The organism is Actinomadura nitritigenes (assembly GCF_017573545.1).
Lineage (GTDB): Bacteria > Actinomycetota > Actinomycetes > Streptosporangiales > Streptosporangiaceae > Spirillospora > Spirillospora nitritigenes.
In genome coordinates this window covers 159,365-182,102 of record NZ_JAGEOK010000015.1, presented here as the reverse complement: position 1 = coordinate 182,102, position 22,738 = coordinate 159,365, and the positions used below count along the sequence as shown (strand labels likewise).

Below are 22,738 nucleotides of genomic sequence, written 5' to 3'. Positions count from 1 at the left end.
ACTTGCCGTGCTGCCTCTCGCGCGGAGAACCCCCCGCACACCCCCGGCGAAGGAGGCCGCCGCGCCCCCCGTCCGGCATCCGGCGGGGCGCTGGGCCGGGCTCGGCGTTCTCGCCGTCCTCCTGCTGCTGGCGGCCGCCGCGAGCCTGGCCGTCGGCGCCGAGCACGTCCCGATCGGCCGGGTCGCGCCGGCCGTGCTCTCGCCGGACGGGTCGCGGGACGCGCTGATCGTGCACGAGCTGCGGCTCCCGCGCACCCTGCTCGGGATCGGCGTCGGCGCCGCGCTCGGCCTCGCCGGCGCGGTGATGCAGGCCCTCACCCGCAACCCGCTGGCGGAACCCGGCCTGCTCGGCGTGAACGGCGGCGCCGCCCTCGCGGTCGTCATCGTCATAGGGGCGTTCCGCGCCGACGACGTCCTGGCCTACGTGTGGGCCGCGTTCGCCGGCGCCGCCGGGGCCGCGGTGCTCGTCCACGCGATCGGCGCGCGGGGGCGCGGCGGCACGTCGCCCGCGCGGCTGGTGCTCGCGGGGGCCGCCGTCAACGCCGTGGCCAGCGCGCTGACGGCCGGCCTGATGCTGCTCAGCCCGCGCGCCTTCAACGGCTTCCGGTTCTGGCAGGTCGGCACCCTCGCCGGACGGGACGCCGCGGTGTTCGCCCGGATCCTGCCGTTCATCGCCGCCGGGACGGCGCTGGCGCTGCTGCTGGCCCGCCCGCTGAACGCCCTCGGCCTCGGCGACGAGGCGGGCCGGGCGCTCGGCGCCCGTCCGGGGCGGACGCGGGCGCTCGGCGCGCTGGCGGTCGTGCTGCTGTGCGGGTCGGCGACCGCGGCCGTCGGGCCGATCACCTTCCTCGGCCTCGCCGTCCCGTACGCGGTCCGCGCGCTCGTCGGGCCCGACCAGCGCTGGGTGCTGCCGTACTCGCTGCTGCTGGCGCCCGTCGTGCTGCTCACCGCCGACATCGCGGGGCGCGTCGCCGCGCCGGGCGAGCTGCAGACCGGGATCGTCACGGCGTTCCTCGGCGCGCCGCTGTTCATGCTGATCGTCCGCCGCGGAGGGACGCGCGAGCCGTGAGCCGGGTGGTGCGAGCGGGCGGGGTGTCGTTCCGGTGGGAGCCGCGGGCGGCGCTGGTGTGCGGGCTCGTGGCGCTGGTCGCGGCGGGCGCCGCGGTGCTCGTCGTCGGTTCCGGCGAGTTCCCCGTCTCGCCCGGCGACGTGGTGCGCTCGCTCGCCGGGCAGGGCGACCAGGCGACCGGCTTCATCGTCCGCACGCTGCGGCTGCCGCGCGCCGCGACCGGGCTGCTCGCCGGGCTGGCGCTCGGCATGAGCGGGGCGATCTTCCAGAGCATGTCCCGCAACCCGCTCGGCAGCCCCGACCTCATCGGCTTCACCACCGGGTCCGCGACCGGCGCGCTGCTGCAGATCCTGGTGTTCGGCGGCGGCGCGGTCGCGATCACGGTCGGCTCGGTCGCGGGCGCCTTCCTGACGGCGGCGGGGGTGTACGCCGTCGCGTACCGCCGGGGCGGCGGCGTGCACGGCGTCCGGCTGGTGCTGATCGGCGTGGCCGCCGCCGCGATGCTGGAGGCGGCGAACTCCTACCTCATCACCCGCGCCGAACTGCGCGAGGCGTACGAGGCCGCGTTCTGGCTGACCGGGAGCCTGAACGGGCGCGGCTGGGCGCAGGCCGCGCCGCTCGCCGCCGCGCTCGCGGTGCTCGTCCCGATGGCGCTGCTGCTCGCCCGCCCGCTCGGCATGGGGGAGATGGGCGACGACGCGGCGCGCGCGCTCGGCGTGCCCGTCCAGCGGACGCGCGCGCTGCTCACGGTCGCGGGCGTCGGCCTCGTCGCGGCGGCGACCGCGGCGGCCGGCCCGGTGCCGTTCGTCGCGCTCGCGGCGCCGCAGCTCGCGCGGCGGCTGACCCGCCGTCCGGGCGCGCAGCTGCTGCCCGCCGGGCTGACCGGTGCGGCCCTGCTCGCCTGCGGCGACCTCGTCTCGCTGCACCTGCCGGTGGCGATGCCGGTCGGGGTGGTGACCGGCGTACTCGGCGGCGCCTACCTGGCCTGGCTGCTGCTCACGGCGGGCCGCCGCGCCGCGGCCTGACGGCCGCCACGCCGGCGCTCCCGGCCTCGCGTTGACGCCGGACCGGCGATCAATTTAGGTTAGCCTTACCTAAATTGAGGGGAGTTCCGTGCTGACCCGAGAAGAGCTGCACGTCGCGCTGGCCGACGAGCTGGGCGAGGACGCAGGGCCCGGCGACAACCTCATCGAGCTCGGGATGGACTCGATCCGCCTCATGCGGCTGACCGGCCGGCTCCGCCGCCGCGGCGTCGAGGTCCGGTTCGCCGAGCTGGCCGAGCGGCCCACCCTCGCCGCCTGGTGGGACCTGCTCGCCGAGCGCGGCCAGATGGAGGCCCGCCCGCCGGAACCCGGACCCGGGTCCGGCGGCGAGGCGGGCGGCGGGGAGCCGGACGGCCCGTTCCCGCTCGCCCTCATGCAGCACGCGTACTGGATCGGCCGCGACTCCGGCCAGTCCCTCGGCTCGGTCGCCGCGCACCTGTACGTCGAGCTGGACGGCCGCGCCATCGACCCGTCCCGGTTCGAGGCCGCCGTGCGCGCGCTCGCCGGCCGGCACCCGATGCTGCGCGTCGCGGTCGGCGACGACGGGACGCAGCGGATCCTGCCCGAGCGCCCCGGCCCCGCCGTGACCGTCCACGACCTGCGCGGCGCCGCCGACCCCGGCCCGGAGCTGGACCGGATCCGCGGCGAGATGTCGCGGCAGCGGCTCCCCATCGAGGACGGCCGCGTCTTCGACGCCCGTCTCAGCCTGCTTCCCGATGGGACCGCGCGGCTGCACCTCGACGTCGACATGGTCGCCGCCGACGCGATGAGCTACCGCGTCATGCTGGCCGACCTCGCCGCGCTCTACGAGGGCGAGACCCTCGCCCCGATCCGCTACGGCTACGCCCGCTACCTCGCCGACGACCCGCGCGCCGACGCCCGCGAGCAGGACCGGCGGTGGTGGGCCGACCGCCTCGCCGACCTGCCGGGCCCGCCTGAGCTGCCGGTCGTGCCGGAACCGGGCGACGAGGTGGAGCGGCTGCACCACTGGCTGCCGCCGGAGGGGAAGGCCCGGCTCATCGCCCGCGCGCACGCGGCGGGCGTGACCCCCGCGATGGCCCTCGCCGCCGTGTTCGCCGAGGTCGTCGGCGCGTGGTCGGCGACCCCGCGGTTCCTGCTCAACCTGCCGCTGTTCCACCGCGAGCCCGTCCACCCGGACGTGGACTCCGTCGTCGGCGACTTCACCGGCTCGATCATGCTGGAGGCCGACCTCTCCGGGGAACGGGCGTTCGCCGAGCGCGCCCGCGCCCTGCAGGCGAACCTGCACACCGGCGGCGCGCACAGCGACTACTCCGGCCTGGAGGTGCTGCGCGACCTGTCGCGGCTGCGCGGCGAGCAGGTCCTCGCGCCGATCGTCCACACCAGCGCGCTCAACCTCGGCGAGCTGTTCGGCGACGCGGTCCGCGAACGGTTCGGCGAGCCCGCCTGGATCATCTCGCAGGGCCCGCAGGTGCTGCTGGACGCGCAGGTCACCGAGGTGTCCGGCGGGCTGCTGCTGAACTGGGACGTGCGCCGCCCCGCGTTCCCCGGCGGGGTCGCCGAGGCGATGTTCGCCGCCTATACGGGCGCGATCGCCCGGCTCGGCGCGGACGGCGCCGACTGGGACGCGCCGCTCGGCATCGGCGCGCCGCCGGAACAGCTCCGCGTCCGGGACCGCCTCAACGCCACCGAGGCCCCGCCGTCCTCGACCCTCGCCGAGGGCTTCTTCGAGCACGCCCGCCGCGCCCCGGACGCCCCCGCTCTGCACTGGGGCGACGACGGCACCCTCACCTACGCCGACCTCGCCGACCGCGCCCTGCGCATCGCCGCCGCCCTGGTCGCCCAGGGCGTCCGGCCCGGCGACCGTGTCTCGATCGAGCTTCCCAAGGGGCCCGGCCAGGCCGCCGCCGCGCTCGGCGTTCTCGCCGCGGGCGCCGCCTACGTGCCGATCGGCCCCGATCAGCCGGACGCGCGCCGCGAGCGGATCCGCGCGAGCGCCGCCGTCGCCGCGTCCGTCGCCCCCGGCTTCGAGCCCGCCGCCGAGCCGCTGGCCGAGCCCGTCGCGGTCCGGCCCGACCAGGTCGCGTACGTGCTGTTCACGTCCGGGTCCACGGGCGAGCCGAAGGGCGTCGAGGTCCCGCACGGCGCCGCGATGAACACCATCGGCGACCTCGTCGGACGCTTCGCCCTCGGCCCGGACGACGTCGCCCTCGCCGTCTCCGCCCTCGACTTCGACCTGTCGGTGTTCGACCTGTTCGCCCCCTGGACGGCGGGCGGCGCCGTGGTGATCCCCGGCGAGGACGAGCGGCGCGACGCCGCCCGCTGGAACGCGCTGGCCGCCCGGTGGTCGGTGACCGTGCTCAACAGCGTCCCGTCCGTGCTGGAGATGCTGCTGCGTTCCGGGCCCGTCCCGTCCCTGCGGCTGGTGCTGCTCGGCGGCGACTGGGTCGGCACCCACCTGCCCGGGCTGCTCGCCGAGCGCGCGCCGGGCGCCCGGTTCGTCGCGCTCGGCGGCACCACCGAGACCGCGATCCACTCCACGGTGCAGGAGGTCGCGGGCGAGGTCCCCGCCGACTGGCGCGCCGTCCCGTACGGGGTGCCGCTCGGCGGCGTCGCCTGCCGGGTCGTCGACGACCTGGGCCGCGACCGCCCCGACTGGGTCGCGGGCGAGCTGTGGATCGGCGGCGCGGGCGTCGCCGACGGCTACACCGGCGACCCGGAGCGCACCGCGGACCGGTTCGTCGTCCGCGGCGGCGTCCGCTGGTACCGCACCGGCGACCTCGCCTGCTACCGCCCGGACGGGACCCTGGAGTTCCTCGGCCGCCGCGACCATCAGGTGAAGGTCCGCGGGTTCCGCATCGAGCTCGGCGAGGTCGAGGCCGCGCTGCGCGACCACCCGGCCGTGGAGCGCGCCGTCGCCCTGCTCGCCGGGGACCGCCTGTGCGCGGCCGTCACCCCCGGCGAAGTCCCCGCCGACGCGGTGCTGGCGCGCGCCCGCGACCTCGTGCCGCCGCACATGGTGCCGGAGGTGCTCGTCCCGGTCGCCGAACTGCCGCTCACCGCGAACGGCAAGGTCGACCGGAGGGCGCTCGCCGCGCTCGCCGCCGCCGAGGCGGGCGAGGACGCCGCCCCCTACGCCGAGCCCGCGACGCCCCTGGAAAGGGTGCTGGCCCGGATCGCCGCCGAGGTACTGGGGAGGGAGCGCGTCGGCGCGGACGCCGACTTCTTCGCCCTCGGCGGCGACTCCGTCCTCGCGACAACCGTGGTCGCGCGGCTGCGCGAGGCGCTGGACACCTCCGCCCTGCCGGTCCGCGTCCTGTTCGCCGAGCGGACGATCGCCCGCATCGCCCGCCGCTTCACCGAGCTGGAGGACGCCCCCGGCCGCCTGGAGGCCGTCGCCGCCATCTGGCTGGAGGTCGACGCGATGTCCGACGACGAGATCGAAGCGCGCCTCGCCCGCTGACCGAACCCCGTTCACCTGCGGCGGGCCGTCGTCATGAGGGGTCCCGTGACGGCGGCTCGCCGCGACTCAACGGTCGGATTCGGTGGTGGGGCTGAGGGTGGCGGTGCGGAGGGTCGTCAGGGTGAGGGCGAGGACCAGGGCGAGGACGGCGCTGACCGTCCCGTAGGCGACGATCGCCGGCCCCGGGGCCAGGTAGCGGCCGAGGCCGCCGGCGCCGAGCGAGCCGATGGCGGTCCCGCCGGTCTCCTGCGCCGCCCACAGGGAGTTGACTCGGCCCAGGTGCGAGTCGGGGGTGTGCGACTGGATGAGGCCGTACCGCAGGATCTCCTCGACGGACGCGGCGAACCCGTACCCGAACAGGATCGCGGCGGCGAGCGCCGGATGGCGGGCGAGGCCGGTGCACGCCAGCAGGAGGAACCCGGCGACCGACGCCGCGAGCAGCGCGAGGCCTGGGGCCCGGACCGAGCCCGCCCAGCCGCTGGTGACGGAGGCGAGGACCGCGCCGCAGGCGGGCGCGGCGTACAGCAGCCCGACCGTGGACGGCCCGCCGCCGAGGCCGTGCGCGGCGAACGCCGGCATGAGCACCGGGATGCCGCCCGCGACCATGAACAGCAGGCCGAGCAGCATCAGCGACCCGACGACGCGGTGGGAGGCGACGAACCGCAGCCCGCCGCCGATCGCCTTCAGCGGATGGCTCCCGGCCCCGTCCGGCCCATCCGCTTCGTCGGCCCCGTCGGCGCGGGCGGGCTCGAGCGGCGGCAGCGACGTCAGCAGGCCGAGCGTGCCGAGGGTGCCGGCCGCCGCCGCCGCGTAGTTCCAGCCGACGCCGAACGCCGACACGACGAGGCCCCCGAGCGCGGGCGACAGCATCGACCCGAGCCGGACCGTCAGCGCGTTCAGCGCGCCCGCCGCGACGAGCCCGTCCGGGCCGACGAGCGCGGGGGTCGTGGCGAGCAGCGCGGTGACGGCGACGCCGGTGGCGAGCCCGTCCCACGCGGCCAGGACGTACAGCGCGGCGGACGACGGGGACGGCAGGAACGCGTTCAGGGCGAGCAGCGCGAATGCGATCCCGGAGGCGGTGCGGGCGCGCACCATCAGCCGCCGCCGGTCCCGCCGGTCGGCGAGCGTGCCGCCCCACAGGAACCCGGCCAGCAGCGCGAAGCCCTCGGCGGCGGAGACGGCGCCGACCTGCACGGTCGACCCGGTCAGCGCGTAGACCTGCACGGGGACGGAGACGGCCAGCATGCCGATCCCGAAGACCGAGACGGTGCGGGCGATGAACACGTTGCGGAACGGCCGGCTGTCGCGCAGCGGGCCGATGTCCAGGGCGAGGCGCCGGAGCATCGTCGGGGGTTCTCCTCGGAAGGGGAGGTGATTAAGGTAAGCCTATCCTTAGTTGATCGTGAGAGAAGGGGCCCTCCCGGTGCAGCGCACGCTGATGAACGGAAAGATCCACCGAGCGACCGTGACCCAGGCCGACCTGCACTACGTGGGATCGCTGACGATCGACGCCGAGCTGATGGAGGCCGCCGGCGTCGTCGAGGGGGAGCAGGTCCACCTCGTCGACATCACCAGCGGCTCCCGCCTGGTCACCTACGCCATCACCGGCGAGGCCGGCAGCGGGGTCGTCGGCGTGAACGGCGCGGCGGCCCGCCTCGTCCAGCCCGGCGACCTCGTCATCGTCATCACCTACGCCGCCCTCGACGACGCCGAGCTGGCCGCGCACGAGCCGCGCGTCGTGCACGTCGACGCCGCGAACCGGATCGTGGCGCTCGGCTCCGACCCCGCCGAGCCCGTCCCGGGCGCCTCCGCCCAGCTCGCCGGGCGCTGACCGGTGCGCGACACCACTCCGGCCGCCATGGACGGCTTCACGCCCTGGCCCGCCGAGCTCGAACGGCGCTACAAGGCGGAGGGCTACTGGAAGGACCGCCTCCTCGGCGACGTCCTGCGCGGCGACCCGGACCGGACGGCGCTCGTCGCCGGCGAGGACCGCCTCACCTACGCCGACCTCGACCGGCGCGCCGAGCGGACCGCCGCCGGATTCCTCCGGCTGGGCGTCCGCCGCGGCGACCGCGTCGTCGTCCAGCTGCCCAACACCACCGGCTTCGTCGTGGCGTTCCTGGCGCTCGTCCGGATCGGCGCGGCGCCCGTCCTCGCGCTGCCCGCGCACCGCGAGAGCGAGATCCGGTACCTGTGCGAGCTGGCCGAGGCCCGCGCCTACGTGTGCGGCGAGACGGACGGGGGCTTCGACTACCGCGCGATGGCCCGGACGCTGCCCGTGGAGCACGTCGTCGTGGACGGCGACGCCCAGGAGTTCACCGCCCTCGCCGACCTGGACGCCGAACCCGCGGACCATCCGCGCCCCGACCCCGCCGACGTCGGCGTCCTCCTGCTGTCGGGCGGCACGACGGGGCTGCCGAAGCTGATCCCCCGGACGCACCGCGACTACGTCTACAACCTGGAGGCCAGCGCCGGGCTGTGCGGCTTCACCCGCGACACGGTCTACCTCGCCGTCCTGCCCGCCGCGCACAACTTCGCGCTCGCGTGCCCGGGGCTGCTCGGCGCGTTCGCGACCGGCGGGACGGTGGTGCTGGCCCCGTCCGCGTCGCCGGACGACGCGTTCCCGCTCATCGAGCGCGAGCGCGTCACCGCCTGCGCGGCCGTCCCGCCGATCGCGCTGCTGTGGCTGGACGCGGCCGCCTGGTCCGGGGACGACCTGTCCTCCCTGGAGCTCCTGCAGGTCGGCGGCGCGAAGCTGGCCGCCGAACGGGCCGCGGAGGTGCCGGGCGCCCTCGGCTGCCGCGTCCAGCAGGTGTTCGGGATGGCGGAGGGGCTGCTGAACTTCACCCGCCTCGACGACCCGCCCGACCTGGTGGAGCGGACGCAGGGCCGCCCGCTGTCCCCGGCCGACGAGATCCGGATCGTGGACGGCGACGGGCGGACGGTCGCGCCCGGCGAGGTCGGCGAGCTGCTCACCCGCGGCCCGTACACGCTGCGCGGCTACTACCGGGCGCCCGCGCACAACGCCCGCGCGTTCACGCCCGACGGCTACTACCGCACCGGAGACCTCGTCCGCGAGCTGCCGTCCGGGCACCTCGTCGTGGAGGGCCGCGAGAAGGACCAGATCAACCGGGGCGGCGACAAGGTGTCCGCCGAGGAGCTGGAGGACCACCTCCTCGCCCATCCGGCGGTCCACGACGCGGCCGTCGTCGGCGTCCCCGACCCGATGATGGGGGAGCGGACCTGCGCGTTCCTCATCCTGCGCGACGCCGCGAAGGCCGCGCCGCCGACGCTCCGCGACGTCAAGGACTTCCTCCGCGACCGCGGCCTGGCCGCCTACAAGTGGCCCGACCGCCTGGAGACCGCCGACGCCTTCCCGCGCACCCCGGTCGGCAAGGTCAGCAAGAAGGCCCTCGCCGCCCGCCTGCGCTAGCGGACCCTCCCGCACCGGCGAGGAGGCGCGCCGCCCTCGCGCAGACGTCCGGGGGCGGCGCGCCGCATGCGTGGCCGGTCAGGCGAGAGGGACGACGTACGGGGAGATGCTGGACAGCTTCTCGCAGGTCTCCTCGTACTCGCGGTCGGGCGTCGAGCCGCTGACGATGCCGGCGCCGGCGCGCAGCCAGGCCCGCCCGTCCTCGTTGTAGAGCGCGCGCAGGACGAGCGCCGAGTCGAGCGCGCCGGTGTGCGACACGGCGACGACCGCGCCCGCGTACAGGCCGCGGCGCTCCTCCAGCCCGCCGATCGCCTCGATCGCGCCGGCCTTCGGGATGCCGGAGGCCGTCACGCCGGGGAACAGCGCGTCCAGCGCGTCCCAGCAGGTGCGGCCGGGCGCGAGGACGCCGCCGACGCTGGAGCCGAGGTGCTGGACGCTGCCGCGCTCCTTCACCGTCATGAACCCGGTGACGTGGACGGAGTCCGGATCGCACACCCGGTACAGCTCCTCCTGCGACGTCCGGACCGACACGGCGTGCTCGAAGATCTCCTTCGGGTCGGTCTCCAGCTCCTTCCGGGTCCGCGCGTCGGCGTCGCCGCCGGACCCGAACGCGCGGGTGCCGGCGAGCGGCTGCGTCATGACGCGCCCGTCCTCGTCCACGCTCGCCAGGACCTCGGGGCTGAACCCGGTGGCCTGGAACCCGCCGAGGTCGAGCAGGAACGACCGCGCGGGGGTGTTCGCGGCCCGGCCGCGCGCGTAGGTGGCGGCGACGTCGACCGGGTACGGGACGTCCACCCGCCGGGACACGATGACCTTCTGGTAGCGGCCGGCGGCGATGTCGCCGACGGCGCGGGCGACGCGCGCGCGGTAGGCGTCGCCGCCCTGCCGCACGTCCACCGGCGACGGTGCCGCGGTGCGCGACGGGACGTCCGCCGCCAGCAGGTCCGCGACGCGTTCCACATCGCGGGGGTCGGTCCCGCTGACGCGGGCCTCGCCGTCCTCGACCCGGACCTCGACGCGCGGGACGACGAGATGGGCGAGGCGCCCGGACGGGCGGGCCGAGGCGAACTCGAACGCGATCCAGCCGTAGGCGTTCCAGGCCGGGAGCGGCGCGGCGGCGAACGCCTCGCGCAGCGCGCCGGCGGGCCGGCCGCCATAGGGCGCGCTCAGCGGCTCGCGGTCCGGCCAGCGGGTGTGCACGGTGCCGGCGTCGAGGACGACCTCGCCGCGGACGCCGCCGGCGAACGTCCAGCGGCCGGGCCGCTCGTAGACGACGTGGTCGGTGAAGAGGCCGGATCCGGCCAGGCGGGTCATCAGGTCGAGCGGCGCGCGGGCGGCCTCGACCACTCGCTCCGTGGGCTTCTCGTCAGTGCGCGGACCGGGGGACAAGGCAGTGGGCTCCCTTTGGGTGGCGAAATCCGACTCTGTCGGGATTCGAACCAAAAACTTAGGTAAGGCTAACCTTGTGTGATTTTGATAGGCAAGGCTAACCTAACTTTCGCTGATCAAGCCGACGACGAAAGAGCTGAGGCGTGCGGGAGCGGACGACGACGGCGGCGCAAGGTGCTCGACTGCGGCGCGAACTGATGCGGCGGATGATGGCGGAGGCCGGCCTCCCGGCGGACCGGCGCGGACCCGGCGCCGGACGCCCCGCCCCGCGCGAGGCCGGCGGGCCCGCCCCCCTGTCCCACGCGCAGCAGAGCATGTGGCTGCACCACCGCGCCTTCCCGGCGAGCCCCGCCTACAACGTGTGCCTGCTCGTGCGCATGTCCGGGCCGCTCGACGCCGCCGCGCTCCGCGAGGCGCTGCGCGGCCTCGTCCGGCGCCACGCCGTCCTGCGCACCGTCTACGCCGACGGGCCCGGCGAGAGCGCCGTCCAGATCGTCACCGGCGACGACGCGCTCGACCTCGCCCCGCTCGACTGCGCCGACCCCGAGGCGCGCGCCGCGGAACTCGCGGCGACGCCGTTCGACCTGCGCGCGGAACGGCCCGTCCGGCTGGAACTGCTGCGCACCGGCGCGGACGAGCACGCGCTGGTCCTCGTCGTCCACCACATCGCCTGGGACGGCATGACCTGGGGCTCGATCTCGCGCGACCTGTCGGCCCTGTACCGCGCCGCCCTGACCGGCGAGCCGGACGGCCTCCCCGCGCTGGACGTGCAGTACGCCGACTTCGCCGACTGGGAGCAGAAGCGGCCCCTCGCGGAGGACGACCTGGCGTACTGGCGCGCCCGGCTCGACCCGCCGCCCGCGCCGCTCGACCTGCCCGCCGACCGGCCGCGCGCCGCCGCCGCGTCCGAGCGCGGCGGCCGGCGCGCCCGCCGCTTCGGCGACGACGTGACCGAGGGCCTCGCCCGGCTCGCCGAGGAGGAGAACGTCACCCCGTACACGGTGATGCTCGCCGCCTACTCCGTCCTGCTGCACCGCTACACCGGGTCCGCCGACGTGGCGGTCGGATCGTCGGTGATGAACCGCGAGCACGCCGAGGTCGAGCGGCTCGCCGGCAACTTCGGCAACACCCTCGTCATGCGGACGGACCTGTCCGGCGCCCCGACGTTCCGCGAGGCGCTGCGCCGCACCGGGCGGACGGTGACCGGAGCCTTCGCGCACCAGTCCCTGCCCTACGACGCGCTCGTCCGCGAGCTGCGGCCCGCGCGCGGGCGCGGCCGCTCCCCGTTCTTCGACACCATGCTGCTGTTCCTCGCCCAGGAGATCGGCGAGCTGGAGCTGCCGGGCCTCACCACGTCCTGGACGCACGTCCACAACGGCATGACGCACTTCGACCTGTCGCTGGAGGCGTTCGTCCGGCCGCGGGGCATGACGGTCGAGGCCACCTTCCGCCGCGAGCTGTTCGACGACGCGCGCATCGACGCCCTCCTCCGCCACCTGGAGACGCTGCTCCGCGACGCGATCTCCGACCCGGACCGCCCGGTCGGCGCACTCGCGCTCATGGACGCCGGCGAGGCGGCCCGGCTGGAGGAGCCCAACGCCACAGAGCGGGACACCGCCGCGACCGGCGTCGCCGCGCTGTTCGCCGAGCAGGCCGCCCGGACGCCCGCCGCGCCCGCCGTCGAGACCGAGTCCGGGGACGTCCTCACCTACGCCGAGCTGGACCGGCGGTCGTCGGCGCTGGCCCGCGCGCTGCGCGCCCGCGGCGCCGGGCCGGACGCCGTCGTCGCGCTGGCGCTGCCGCGCACCGCGGACCTCGTGACGGCGGTCCTCGCCGTGCTGAAGTCGGGCGCCGCCTACCTGCCGCTCGATCCGGACCATCCGCGCGACCGCGTCGCCTACATGCTGGACGACGCGGGCGCGTTCTGCGCCGTCGCGGCACCCGGGACGGCCGGCCTGCTTCCGGACGGCGCGGACGTCCTCCTTCTCGACGGCGCCCTCCTCGACGGCGCCCCCGACGCGGACGGCCCGGCCCCGGTCGCCGCCGAGCCGGACCCCGACGACCTCGCCTACGTCATCTACACCTCCGGCTCGACGGGCCGGCCCAAGGGCGTCGCCGTCCCACACCGCGCCCTGGCGAACCTCGTCGCGCGGATGCGGGCCGAGCACCCGCTCGGCCCCGGCGACCGGTGGGCCGCGGTGACGACGATCGCGTTCGACATCGCGACGCTGGAGGTCTGCCTGCCGCTGGTCGCCGGCGCGACGGTCGTCCTCGCGTCGCGGGAGACCGTCCGGGACCCGGCGGCGCTGGCCCGCCTCCTCCGCCGCGGCGCCACGCACCTGCAGGCCACGCCGTCGCTGCTCGGCTCCCTCGACCCGGCCGCGCTCGACGGCCTCCGGATCATCACCGGCGGCGAGGCGCTCCCGGCCGCGCTCGCGCGGGAGCTGACCGCGCGCGCCCGTGCCGCCGTCAACATGTACGGGCCGACCGAGACGGCCATCTACGCGACGGCCGCCGACCTGCCGGAACCCGGCATCGGCCGCCCGCTGTGGAACACGCGGGCCCGCATTCTCGACGCGTCGCTGCGGCCCGTCCCGGCGGGGATCCCCGGCGAGCTGTACCTGTCGGGGGCCCAGCTCGCCCGCGGCTACGCCGGCCGCCCCGACCTGACCGCGGAGCGGTTCGTCGCCGACCCGTACGGCCCGCCCGGCACCCGCATGTACCGGACCGGCGACCTCGCCCGGTGGACGCGGGACGGCCATGCCGAGTACCTCGGCCGCGCCGACGACCAGGTGAAGATCCGCGGCTTCCGGATCGAGCCCGGCGAGGTGCAGGCCGTCCTCGCGGCGCTGCCGGGCGTCGCGCAGGCGGCCGTCGCCGTCCGCGAGGACCGGCCGGGAGAGCCGCGCCTCGTCGGCTACTACGTCGCCGGCCCCGGCGCTCCCGGCGAAGCGCGGCTGCGCGCCGTGCTCGCCGCCGAACTGCCCGCCTCCATGGTCCCGGGCGCACTCGTCCGCCTCGACGCCCTGCCGATGACCGTCAACGGCAAGCTCGACCGCCGCGCCCTCCCCGCGCCCGGCACGCACGCAGACGGCCGGGGGCCGCGCGACGCGCGCGAGGCCGCACTGTGCGCGCTGTTCGCGGAGCTGCTCGGGTACGAGCGGGTCGGCGTCGACGACGACTTCTTCGCGCTCGGCGGCCACTCGCTGCTCGCCGCGAAGCTCGCCGCCCGCGTCCGGACGGTCCTGGACGCGGAGTTCTCCATCGCCGACGTGTTCGAGGCGCCGACCGTGGCCGCGCTCGCCCCGCGCCTGGTGGCGCGGCACGGCGTCCGCGTCCGGGACGTGGAGCGGCCGCGGACCGTCCCGGCGTCCGCGGCGCAGCGCGGGATGTGGCTGGAGGAGCGGCTGCGCGGGCCTTCGGCCTCCTACGCCCTCCCGTTCGGCCTCCGGCTCACCGGCGCCCTCGACCCGGCCGCGCTGCGCGCCGCGTTCGCCGACGTCGTCGCCCGGCACGAGGCGCTCCGCACGCTGCTGGTCGAGGGCGACGACGGCCTGCCCGTCCAGCGGATCCTGGAGCCCGGCACGCCGGTGGACTTCACCGTGGTCGACGCCCGCGCCGAGAGCCCGGAACAGCGCGCGGCCATCGAGCGGGACGCCGCGTCGCACGTCTTCGACATCGCCGCCGACCCGCCCGTCCGCGGCACGCTCCTCCGCACCGGCGCCGAGGAATGGTCGCTGATCCTGCTGCTCCACCACGCGGCCGCCGACGAGTGGTCGTTCACGCCGCTGCTCGCCGACCTCGCCCGCGCCTACGAGGCCCGCCGCGCCGGGGAGGCCCCCGGCTGGGAACCGCTGCCCGTCCAGTACGCCGACTACGCCGCCTGGGAGCGCGCGGCCTCCGCCGACCTCTCCGAAGGGCTCGACCACTGGGAGCGGACGCTGTCCGGGCTGCCGCAGGAGACCGTGCTGCCGTTCGACCGACCGCGCCCGGCCGAGCCGAGCCACCGCGGCGGCCTCGTCCCGTTCCGGCTCCCGGCCGCCGGGGTGCGGCGGCTCGCCCGCGCGACCGGCACCAGCATCTTCATGGTCCTGCACGCCGCCGTCGCCGCGCTGCTCCAGGGGTCCGGCGCCGGCGACGACGTCGCGCTCGGCACGCCCATCGCCGCGCGCGCCGACGAGGACCTCGCCGGGCTGGTCGGCGCGTTCGTCAACCCGCTCGTGCTGCGCACCGACCTGTCCGGCGACCCCGCGTTCACCGAGCTGCTGGAGCGGGTCCGCGCCGCCGACCTCGCCGCGTTCTCGCACGCGGACGTCCCGTTCGAGCGCGTCGTGGAGCGCCTCGCGCCGGAGCGGTCGGCGGCGCGCAACCCGCTGTTCCAGGTGATGATCGTCCACCAGCGGCTCGACGACGTCCGGATCGCGCTGCCGGGCGTGCGCGCCGAGCCGTTCCTGCCCGAGACGGGCGGCGTCAAGTTCGACCTCGACCTGTACTTCGCCGAAGGCCCCGCCCGCCCGGACGAGGACACGGACGGCGGAGACGGGATCGAGGGGTTCGCGGCCTACGCCGAGGACCTCTTCGACGCCGCCACGGTCGAGGGCCTCCTGGACGACCTGGCCCGCCTCCTCGACCAGGTCACGGAGGATCCCGGCCGCCGCCTGTCCGCCCTCGGCACGCCCGTCGGGCACCCGGACACGGCCCGCGACCTGCCGGTCCGGACGGTCGCGGAACTGGTCGAGGCGCAGGCCGCGCGCACCCCGGACGCGACCGCGCTGGTGTTCGGCGGCACCGCGATCACCTACGCCGAACTGGACCGCCGCGCCGAGGCCCTCGCCGCCCGGCTCGCGGCGGCCGGCGCGGGACCCGAACGCGTCGTCGGCATCGCCCTGCCGCGCTCCGACGCGTTCGCGGTCGCGCTGCTGGCCGTCCTCAAGACCGGCGCGGCCTGCCTGCCGATCGACCTCGCCCACCCGCGGGCGAGGGTCGACGCGATGCTGGACGCCGCCCGCCCGCTGCTCGTCCTCGGGCGGGACGAGCCGCCCCTCGACGCTCCGCCCCGGAACCGCCCCGACGTCCGGCCCGGCCACCTCGCCTACGTCATCTTCACGTCGGGCTCGACGGGCACGCCCAAGGCCGTCGCGGGCACGCAGGAGGCCCTCGCCAACCGGCTCGCGTGGGGCGCCAGCCTCACCGGCCCCGGCCTCCGCGTCGCCAAGAGCTCTCCCGCGTTCATCGACGGGACCACCGAACTGCTCGGCGGCCTCGTCGCGGGCGACACGGTCGTGATCGCCGACGACGCCGCCGACGCCGTCGCGCTCGGCGACTTCATCGAAAGGCACGGGGTGCGGACGGTCACGCTCGTCCCGAGCCTGCTCGCCGCGCTGGTGGAGCGCGGCCTGCCGCCGTCCGTCACGACCTGGATCAGCAGCGGCGAGGCATTGCCCGCCGCCCTCGCGGCGCAGGTCCCCACCCGGCTCGTCGACCTGTACGGCTGCTCCGAGGCCGCCGGGGACAGCCTGATCGCGGAGGGCGGGGGACTCGTCCCCATCGCCAACACCCGCGCGTACGTCCTCGACGCCGCGCTCCGCGAGGTGCCCGCCGGCGAGCTGTACCTCGCGGGCGACGGTCTAGCGCGCGGCTACCTCGGCGACCCGGCCCGCACCGCCGAGCGGTTCGTCGCGAACCCGTTCGGCCCGCCCGGCTCCCGCCTCTACCGCACCGGCGACCGGGTGCGGCGCCGCCGCGACGGCGGCCTGGACTTCCTCGGCCGCGCCGACGATCAGATCTCGCTGCGCGGGTTCCGGATCGAGCCGGGCGAGGTCGAGGCGGCCCTCGCCGCGCAGCCCGGCGTCCGCCGCGCCGCCGTCGCCGTGCACGGATCCCGCCTGATCGGCTACGTCACCGGCGACGCCGCGGCCGGCGCCGTGCTCGACGGGCTCCGCGCGCGCCTGCCCGCCCACCTCGTCCCGGCCGAGGTGATGGTGCTGGACGAGCTGCCGGCCACCCCGAACGGCAAGACCGACCGGCGGGCGCTGCCCGAACCGGGACGGCCCGCCGCCGGGCGCGCCCCCGCGACGGAGGCCGAACGCGTCCTCGCGCGCCTCGCCGCCGCCGTCCTCGGCCGCGACACGGTCGGTGCCTGCGACGACTTCTTCCGCTCCGGCGGCGACAGCATCGGCGCGGCCCTGCTCGTCGCCCGCGCCCGCCGCGCCGGGCTGTCGTTCACCGTCCGCGACGTGTTCCGGCTCCGGACGGTCGAGGCCCTCGCGCGGGCCGCCGGCACGCCGGCGCCCGCGGCCGCCGCCCAGGACGGAACCGCCGGCGAGCTGCCGCTGTCGCCGCTCCAGGAGGGCCTGCTCTTCCACCTGATGATGGCGGGGGAAGGCCGCGACGTCTACGTGCAGCAGGCCGTGGTGTCGCTGTCGGGCCCGGTCGACCCGGCGCGGATGGCGGACGCGGCGCACGCCGTCCTGGAGAAGTTCCCGAACCTGCGCGCCGGGTTCCGCACCAACGGCGACCGCGCCGTCCAGTTCGTCCCCGGCGCATGGGAGACGCCCTGGACGCACGCGCAGGTGTCCGGCAAGGACGGCCTCGACGCGTTCGTCGACGCGCAGCGCGCCGAGCCGTTCGACCCGGCCGCGCCGCCCCTGATCCGGTTCACGCTCGCGAGCCTCGGCGAGCACGACCACCGGCTCGTCCTGACGTCCGAGCTGATCCTGCTGGACGGCTGGTCCGGCGGCCTGCTCGTCACCTCGCTGCTGAACGCCTACACCGACGCCGCCGCCGAGGCCGCCCGTCCGGTCCCGCCGTTCCGCGCCTACCTGGACTGGATCGGCCGGCAGGATCGCGATGCCGCCGTGGACGCCTGGCGCCGCGCCCTCGACGGCTTCGACGAGCCGGCGCTCATCCGTCCCGGCCTGGCCGACCGCCCCGCCGACCTCGCCGCGGCGGGCGAGGTGCACCGGGCGCTGCCCGCCGGGCTCGCCGGACGCCTCCACGCGGCCGCGCGCGACCACGGCGTCACCCCCGGCACCCTCTTCGAGACGGCGTGGGGCCTGACGCTGATGGGGATGACCGGCCGCGACGACGTCGTCTTCGGCGCCTCCGTCTCCGGCCGCCACCCGGACGTGGACGGCGTCGAGTCCATGGTCGGCCTGCTGTTCAACACCGTCCCGGTCCGCGTGCAGGCCGGCCCCTCCGACCCGGTGGCCGCCGTGCTCGGACGGGTCCAGGCCGCGCAGTCGGAGCTGTTCGACCACTCCCACGTCGCGCTCGCCGACGTGCAGCGCGCCACCGGCCTCGGGACGCTGTTCGACACGCTGTTCGTCTTCCAGAACTTCCCCGGCATGCCGACCGACCGCGGATTCGGGCCGGACGGGGCCCTGCGCGTCACCGGGCGCGAGGTCCGCGACGCCACCCACTACCCGCTCACCCTGGTCGTCGACCCGGGCGCCGCGCTCCGCGTCATGTACCGGGGCGACGCCTTCACCGAGGCGGAGGCCGAACGTGTCACCGACCGGTACGTCCACGTGCTCCGCCGGATCGCCGACGCGCCCGGGGCGCCGTGCCACCGCCTCGACCTGCTGCTTCCCGAGGAGCACGACCTGCTGCGCCGAGGCTGGGACGAGGCGTGGCACCCCGTCCCCGAGCAGACCGTCGCCGAACTCCTCGCCGAACGCGCCGCCGAGCGGCCCGGCGACACCGCGCTGGTCTCGGTCCCGGACGTCCGCCTCACCTACGGCGAGCTGAACGCCGAGGTCAACCGTCTCGCGCGGCTGCTCCTGGCGAACGGCGCCGGTCCGGAGTGCGTCGTCGCGCTCGCCCTGCCGCGCTCCGCCGAGATGGTCGTCGCGCTGTTCGCCGTGCTGCGCACCGGCGCCGCCTACCTGCCGCTCGAACTCGACCTCCCAGCCGACCGGCTCGACTACATGATCGCGGACGCGTCCCCGGCGGTGCTCGTGTCGCACGGCGGCATCGCGGCCGGCCTCGCGTTCGCCGGAACCACCCTCGCCCTGGACGATCCCGCTACGGCCCGCCGGCTCGCCGCGCTGCCCGGCACCGACGTCGCATCCGGCGAGCTGCCCGGATTCGCGCCCGGAACCCCCGGACGCCTCGACCACCCCGCCTACGTGATCTACACGTCGGGCTCCACGGGCCGTCCGAAGGGCGTCGTCACCCCGTACCGGGGGCTGACGAACATGCAGTTCAACCACCGCGCCACCATCTTCGACCCCGTGGTGAGGGCCGCGGGGCGGCGGCTGCGGATCGCGCACACCGTGTCGTTCTCCTTCGACATGTCGTGGGAGGAGCTGCTGTGGCTCATCGAGGGCCACGAGGTCCACGTCTGCGACGAGGACCTGCGGCGCGACGCCGAGGCGCTCACCGCCTACCTGCGCGAGCACCGCGTCGACGTCATCAACGTGACCCCCACCTACGCCCAGCAGCTGCTGGACGAGGGCCTCCTCGACGGCGAGCACCGGCCGCCGCTCGTCCTGCTCGGCGGCGAGGCCGTCCCCGCGTCCGTCTGGGACCGGCTCGCCGAGGCGGACGGCGTCCTCGGCTACAACCTGTACGGCCCCACCGAGTACACGATCAACACGCTCGGCGGCGGCACCGAGGACAGCGCCACCCCGACGGTCGGCAGGCCGATCTGGAACACCCGCGCCCACGTCCTCGACGCGTGGCTGCGGCCCGTCCCGCCCGGCGCGCCCGGCGAGCTGTACATCGCGGGCGCCGGGCTGGCCCGCGGCTACCTCGGCCGCCCCGACCTGACCGCCGAGCGCTTCGTCGCCGACCCGTTCACCGGCGGCCGCATGTACCGGACGGGCGACCTCGTCCGCGTCCGGGAGGACGGGAACATCGACTTCCTCGGCCGCACCGACGACCAGGTGAAGATCCGCGGGTACCGCGTCGAGCTCGGCGAGATCGAGACCGCGCTCGCCGCCGAGCCGGGCGTCGGGCAGGCCGCCGTCATCGCCGCGGACACCGACGTCCCGGGCGTGAGGCGGATCATCGGCTACGTCGTCCCGGACGGGGCACGCGACGGCGCCGCCGAGGAGCAGCTCGCCGAGTGGCGGCAGCTTTACGACGCCGAGTACACCGAGGTCGGCACGGTCGTCCACCACGAGGAGTTCGCCGGCTGGGACAGCAGCTACGACGGCGCGCCGATCCCGCTCGTGGAGATGCGCGAATGGCGGGACACGACCGTCGACAGGATCCGGGCCCTGCGGCCCCGCCGCGTCCTGGAGATCGGCGTCGGTGCCGGCCTGCTCCTCACCCGGCTCGCCCCGGAGTGCGAGGAGTACTGGGGGACGGACTTCTCCGAGCCCGTCATCGCCAAGCTGCGCGCCGACCTCGGGCCGGACTCGCCCGTCCGGCTGAGCCACCGCCCCGCCCACGACACCGAGGGCCTTCCCGAGGGCCGCTTCGACACGGTCGTGATCAACTCGGTCGTCCAGTACTTCCCCGGCGCCGCCTACCTCGACGACGTCATCGCCAAGGCGATGCGGCTGCTCGCCCCCGGCGGACGGCTCTTCGTCGGCGACGTCCGCGACCTGCGGACGATCCACCCCTTCCACGCCGCGATCCGGCTCGGACGCGGCGACACCGACCTCCGCGCCGTCGAACGCGCCGTCCGGATGGAGAAGGAGCTCCTCCTCGACCCGGCCTTCTTCGACGCTCTGGACGGCCCCGCGCGGGTGGACGTCCTCACCAAGCGGGGCGTCCACCACAACGAGCTGACCCGTCACCGCTACGACGCCGTCCTCTGGAAGCCTGGACCGGGCGTCCCGCCGGTTCCCGAGACGCCCGCCGTGGACTGGGCCGCGCTGGACGAGGTCGACGGGCCTCCCGCCGTCCGCGCCCTGCTGGCCCTGCGCGACGGCGCGTCGCCCGGCGCCGCCCGGAGCGCCGGTGGCGACACGGCTGCGGCGTGGACCGGGGGACCGCTGCGCGTGACGGGCATCCCCGACCCGAGGCTGTCCGGCGAGATCGCGGCGCTGGAGGCGCTCCGCGCCGGTGCGCCCCCGGGTGAGGCGCGCGAGGCGCTCGCCGCCGCGCCGGCGGGGATCGAACCGGAGGCGCTGCGCGCGCTGTGCCCGGACGCGGTCCTGACGCCGTCCGCGCGGGCCGGGCACTACGACGCCGTCTTCGGCGGGGGAGCGGCGAACCTGCCGGCCGAGCCCGGCAGGCCGCCGTCGGCGTACGCGAACGATCCGGTGGCGGCCCGCGACCACGGCGTGCTGGGCGCGCGCGTCCGGGAGAGGCTGAAGCGGCGGCTGCCCGGCTACATGGTGCCGAGCGCCGTCGTGGCGCTGGACGCGCTCCCGCTCACGGTGAACGGGAAGCTCGACCGCCGCGCCCTGCCCGACCCGGGCCGGGACGGCGCGCGCCGCGCCGGGGGCCGCCCGCCCCGCACGCCGGTCGAGCGGGTGCTGTGCACGCTGTTCGCCGAGGTGCTGGACGCGCCGGGCGCGGGCGTCGACGACGACTTCTTCGACCTGGGCGGGCACTCGCTGCTCGCGACGCGGCTCGTCGGCCGTGCGCGCGCGGCGCTCGGAGCGCGGCTGGCGATCCGCGACCTGTTCGAGGCGCCGACCGTGGCGGAGCTGGCCGAGCGGCTGCGCGGCGACGGGGCCGAGGCGCCGCGCCCCGCCCTGACGCCGCGGGAGCGCCCCGAGCGGGTCCCGCTGTCGTCGGCGCAGCGCCGCCTGTGGCTGCTCGACCAGCTGCTCCGCGAGGACGACGGGCCGCGCGACGCCTACCACCTGCCGCTCGCCGTCCGCCTGCGCGGCGACCTGGACCTGGCCGCCCTCGAAGCGGCGATCGGCGACGTCACCGCGCGGCACGAGGCGCTGCGGACGGTCTTCGCCGAGCACGACGGCACGCCCTACCAGCGGATCCTCGACCCGGACGACGCCCGACCCGTCCTGGAGGTCGCGGCGTGCGCGCCCGAGGAGGTCATCGCCCGGCCGTTCGACCTGGCGCGCGACATCCCGCTGCGCGTCGCGGTGTTCCCGGAGGGGGAGCGCGAGCACCTCCTGCTCGCGGTCTTCCACCACATCGCCTTCGACGAGTGGTCGTTCGGCCCCTTCGCGCGGGACGTCGCCGAGGCGTACGCCGCGCGGCTGGAAGGGAGGCCGCCCGGCTGGGGGGCGCCGCCCGTCCAGTACGCCGACCACACGCTCTGGCAGGCCGAGCTGCTCGGCGACCCGCTCGACCCGGGCGGCGTGCACGCGCGGCAGCTCGCCCACTGGGTGCGGACCCTCGCCGGCGCGCCGGAGGAGATCGCGTTGCCGGCCGACCGGCCGAGGCCCGGCACGGCGGGGCAGCGCGGCGGGACCGTCACCGCTGAGCTGCCGCCCGGCCTGGCCGGCCGGCTGCGCGGCGTCGCGCGGGACGCGGGCGCCAGCGTGTTCATGGTGTGCCAGGCGGCCGTCGCGGCGCTGCTGCACCGGATGGGCGCGGGCGACGACGTCCCGCTCGGGAGCCCGGTCGCGGGACGCACCGAGGAGGCCGCCGCGGACCTGGTCGGCTTCTTCGTCAACACGCTCGTGCTGCGCGCCGACGTGTCCGGCGAGCCGACGTTCGCCGAGCTGCTCGGCCGCGTCCGCGAGGCCGCGCTCGCCGGCCTCGCCAACCAGGACCTGCCGTTCGAGGCCGTCGTGGAGGCGCTGCGCCCGAGGCGCGTGCCGGGACGGAACCCGCTGTTCCAGGTGATGGTCGGCTACGAGAACCAGGATCCCGGCGAGGTTCGCTTCCCGGGCCTGGAGCAGCGGGAGGCGTCGTTCGGGCCGTCCGCCGCGAAGTTCGACCTGGACTTCGTCTTCCGGGAGCGCGGCGGCGATCTCCGGCTGGTCGTCGACTACTCCGCCGACCTGTTCGACCGGGGCACGGTCGAGACGATGGCCGCGGGCCTGGTCGCGCTGCTGGAGACCGTCGCGGACGACCCCGGCACGCCCGTCGGCGCCCTGCCCGCCGTGCTCACCGCCCGCGCCGTCACGCAGGCTTACGCCCACCCCCGGCCGGCCGCGTCGTCTGCGGGGCGGCGCCGGGACGACCGGGAGGCGGCGCTCTGCCGCATCTTCGCGGAGGAACTCGGCGTGCCCGAGGTGGGGCCCGACGACGACTTCTTCGACCTCGGCGGCCACTCGCTGCTGGCCATGCGGCTGGTGCGGCGGATCCGCCGCGAGCCCGGCTGCGCGGGCGCGCGGATCGCGGCGCTGATGGCGGCGCCGACCGTGGCGGGCCTGCTGGCCCGGCTGGACGGTGCCCGGGAGGGCGGTGAGGCGGGTCATACCCCGCAGGACATTGATTAGTTAGGTAAGCCTAACCTAAAATCACTCCCCGACAGCCCCTGGAAC

8 protein-coding genes are annotated in these 22,738 nt (G+C 76.5%); 6 read left to right on the top strand and 2 right to left on the bottom strand.

Features of this window, described 5'->3' with window-relative positions; translation table 11 throughout:
- Positions 1-7 precede the first annotated feature (7 nt).
- The 3 genes from J4557_RS24345 (at position 8) to J4557_RS24335 (ending at position 5,554) form a co-directional block, all read left to right on the top strand.
- Positions 8-1,069, top strand: a complete 1,062-nt coding sequence (locus J4557_RS24345) for a FecCD family ABC transporter permease (RefSeq protein WP_307800167.1) — start codon at positions 8-10, stop codon at positions 1,067-1,069.
- Positions 1,066-2,094, top strand: a complete 1,029-nt coding sequence (locus tag J4557_RS24340; protein WP_208269039.1) for a FecCD family ABC transporter permease — start codon at positions 1,066-1,068, stop codon at positions 2,092-2,094. Before J4557_RS24345 ends, J4557_RS24340 begins: the two co-directional genes overlap by 4 nt.
- Positions 2,095-2,182: 88 nt before the next feature.
- Positions 2,183-5,554, top strand: a complete 3,372-nt coding sequence (locus J4557_RS24335) for a non-ribosomal peptide synthetase (RefSeq protein WP_208269038.1) — start codon at positions 2,183-2,185, stop codon at positions 5,552-5,554.
- A 66-nt stretch (positions 5,555-5,620) separates the two neighbouring features.
- Here the strand turns inward: J4557_RS24335 and entS are convergent, their stop codons facing one another.
- Positions 5,621-6,898, bottom strand: a complete 1,278-nt coding sequence (entS, locus tag J4557_RS24330) for an enterobactin transporter EntS (protein ID WP_208269037.1) — start codon at positions 6,896-6,898, stop codon at positions 5,621-5,623.
- A gap of 79 nt (positions 6,899-6,977) precedes the next feature.
- Between entS and panD the strand changes: the two genes are divergently transcribed.
- Both panD and J4557_RS24320 read left to right on the top strand, forming a co-directional pair.
- The gene (gene panD / locus J4557_RS24325) at positions 6,978-7,385 is read left to right on the top strand and encodes an aspartate 1-decarboxylase (RefSeq protein ID WP_208269036.1); all 408 of its coding nucleotides are present in this window, start codon (positions 6,978-6,980) and stop codon (positions 7,383-7,385) included.
- Between the two features lie 27 nt (positions 7,386-7,412).
- On the top strand, positions 7,413-8,987 hold the full coding sequence (locus J4557_RS24320; RefSeq protein ID WP_208269116.1) for a (2,3-dihydroxybenzoyl)adenylate synthase: 1,575 nt from the start codon (positions 7,413-7,415) through the stop codon (positions 8,985-8,987).
- A gap of 78 nt (positions 8,988-9,065) precedes the next feature.
- On the opposite strand, the gene J4557_RS24315 is transcribed toward J4557_RS24320, so the two are convergent.
- Positions 9,066-10,334, bottom strand: coding sequence for a salicylate synthase (locus J4557_RS24315; protein ID WP_307800166.1), 1,269 nt, complete (start codon positions 10,332-10,334; stop codon positions 9,066-9,068).
- A 185-nt stretch (positions 10,335-10,519) separates the two neighbouring features.
- Here J4557_RS24315 and J4557_RS24310 point away from each other — a divergent pair, with 185 nt between their 5' ends.
- Positions 10,520-22,693, top strand: coding sequence for a non-ribosomal peptide synthetase (locus J4557_RS24310; protein ID WP_208269035.1), 12,174 nt, complete (start codon positions 10,520-10,522; stop codon positions 22,691-22,693).
- The last annotated feature ends 45 nt before the right edge of the window (positions 22,694-22,738 follow it).

Excerpts from the sequence above, each read along its gene's own strand:
- entS (WP_208269037.1), bottom strand. The coding sequence starts at position 6,898 with ATGCTCCGGCGCCTCGCCCTGGACATCGGCCCGCTGCGCGACAGCCGG.
- J4557_RS24320 (WP_208269116.1), top strand. The coding sequence starts at position 7,413 with ATGGACGGCTTCACGCCCTGGCCCGCCGAGCTCGAACGGCGCTACAAG.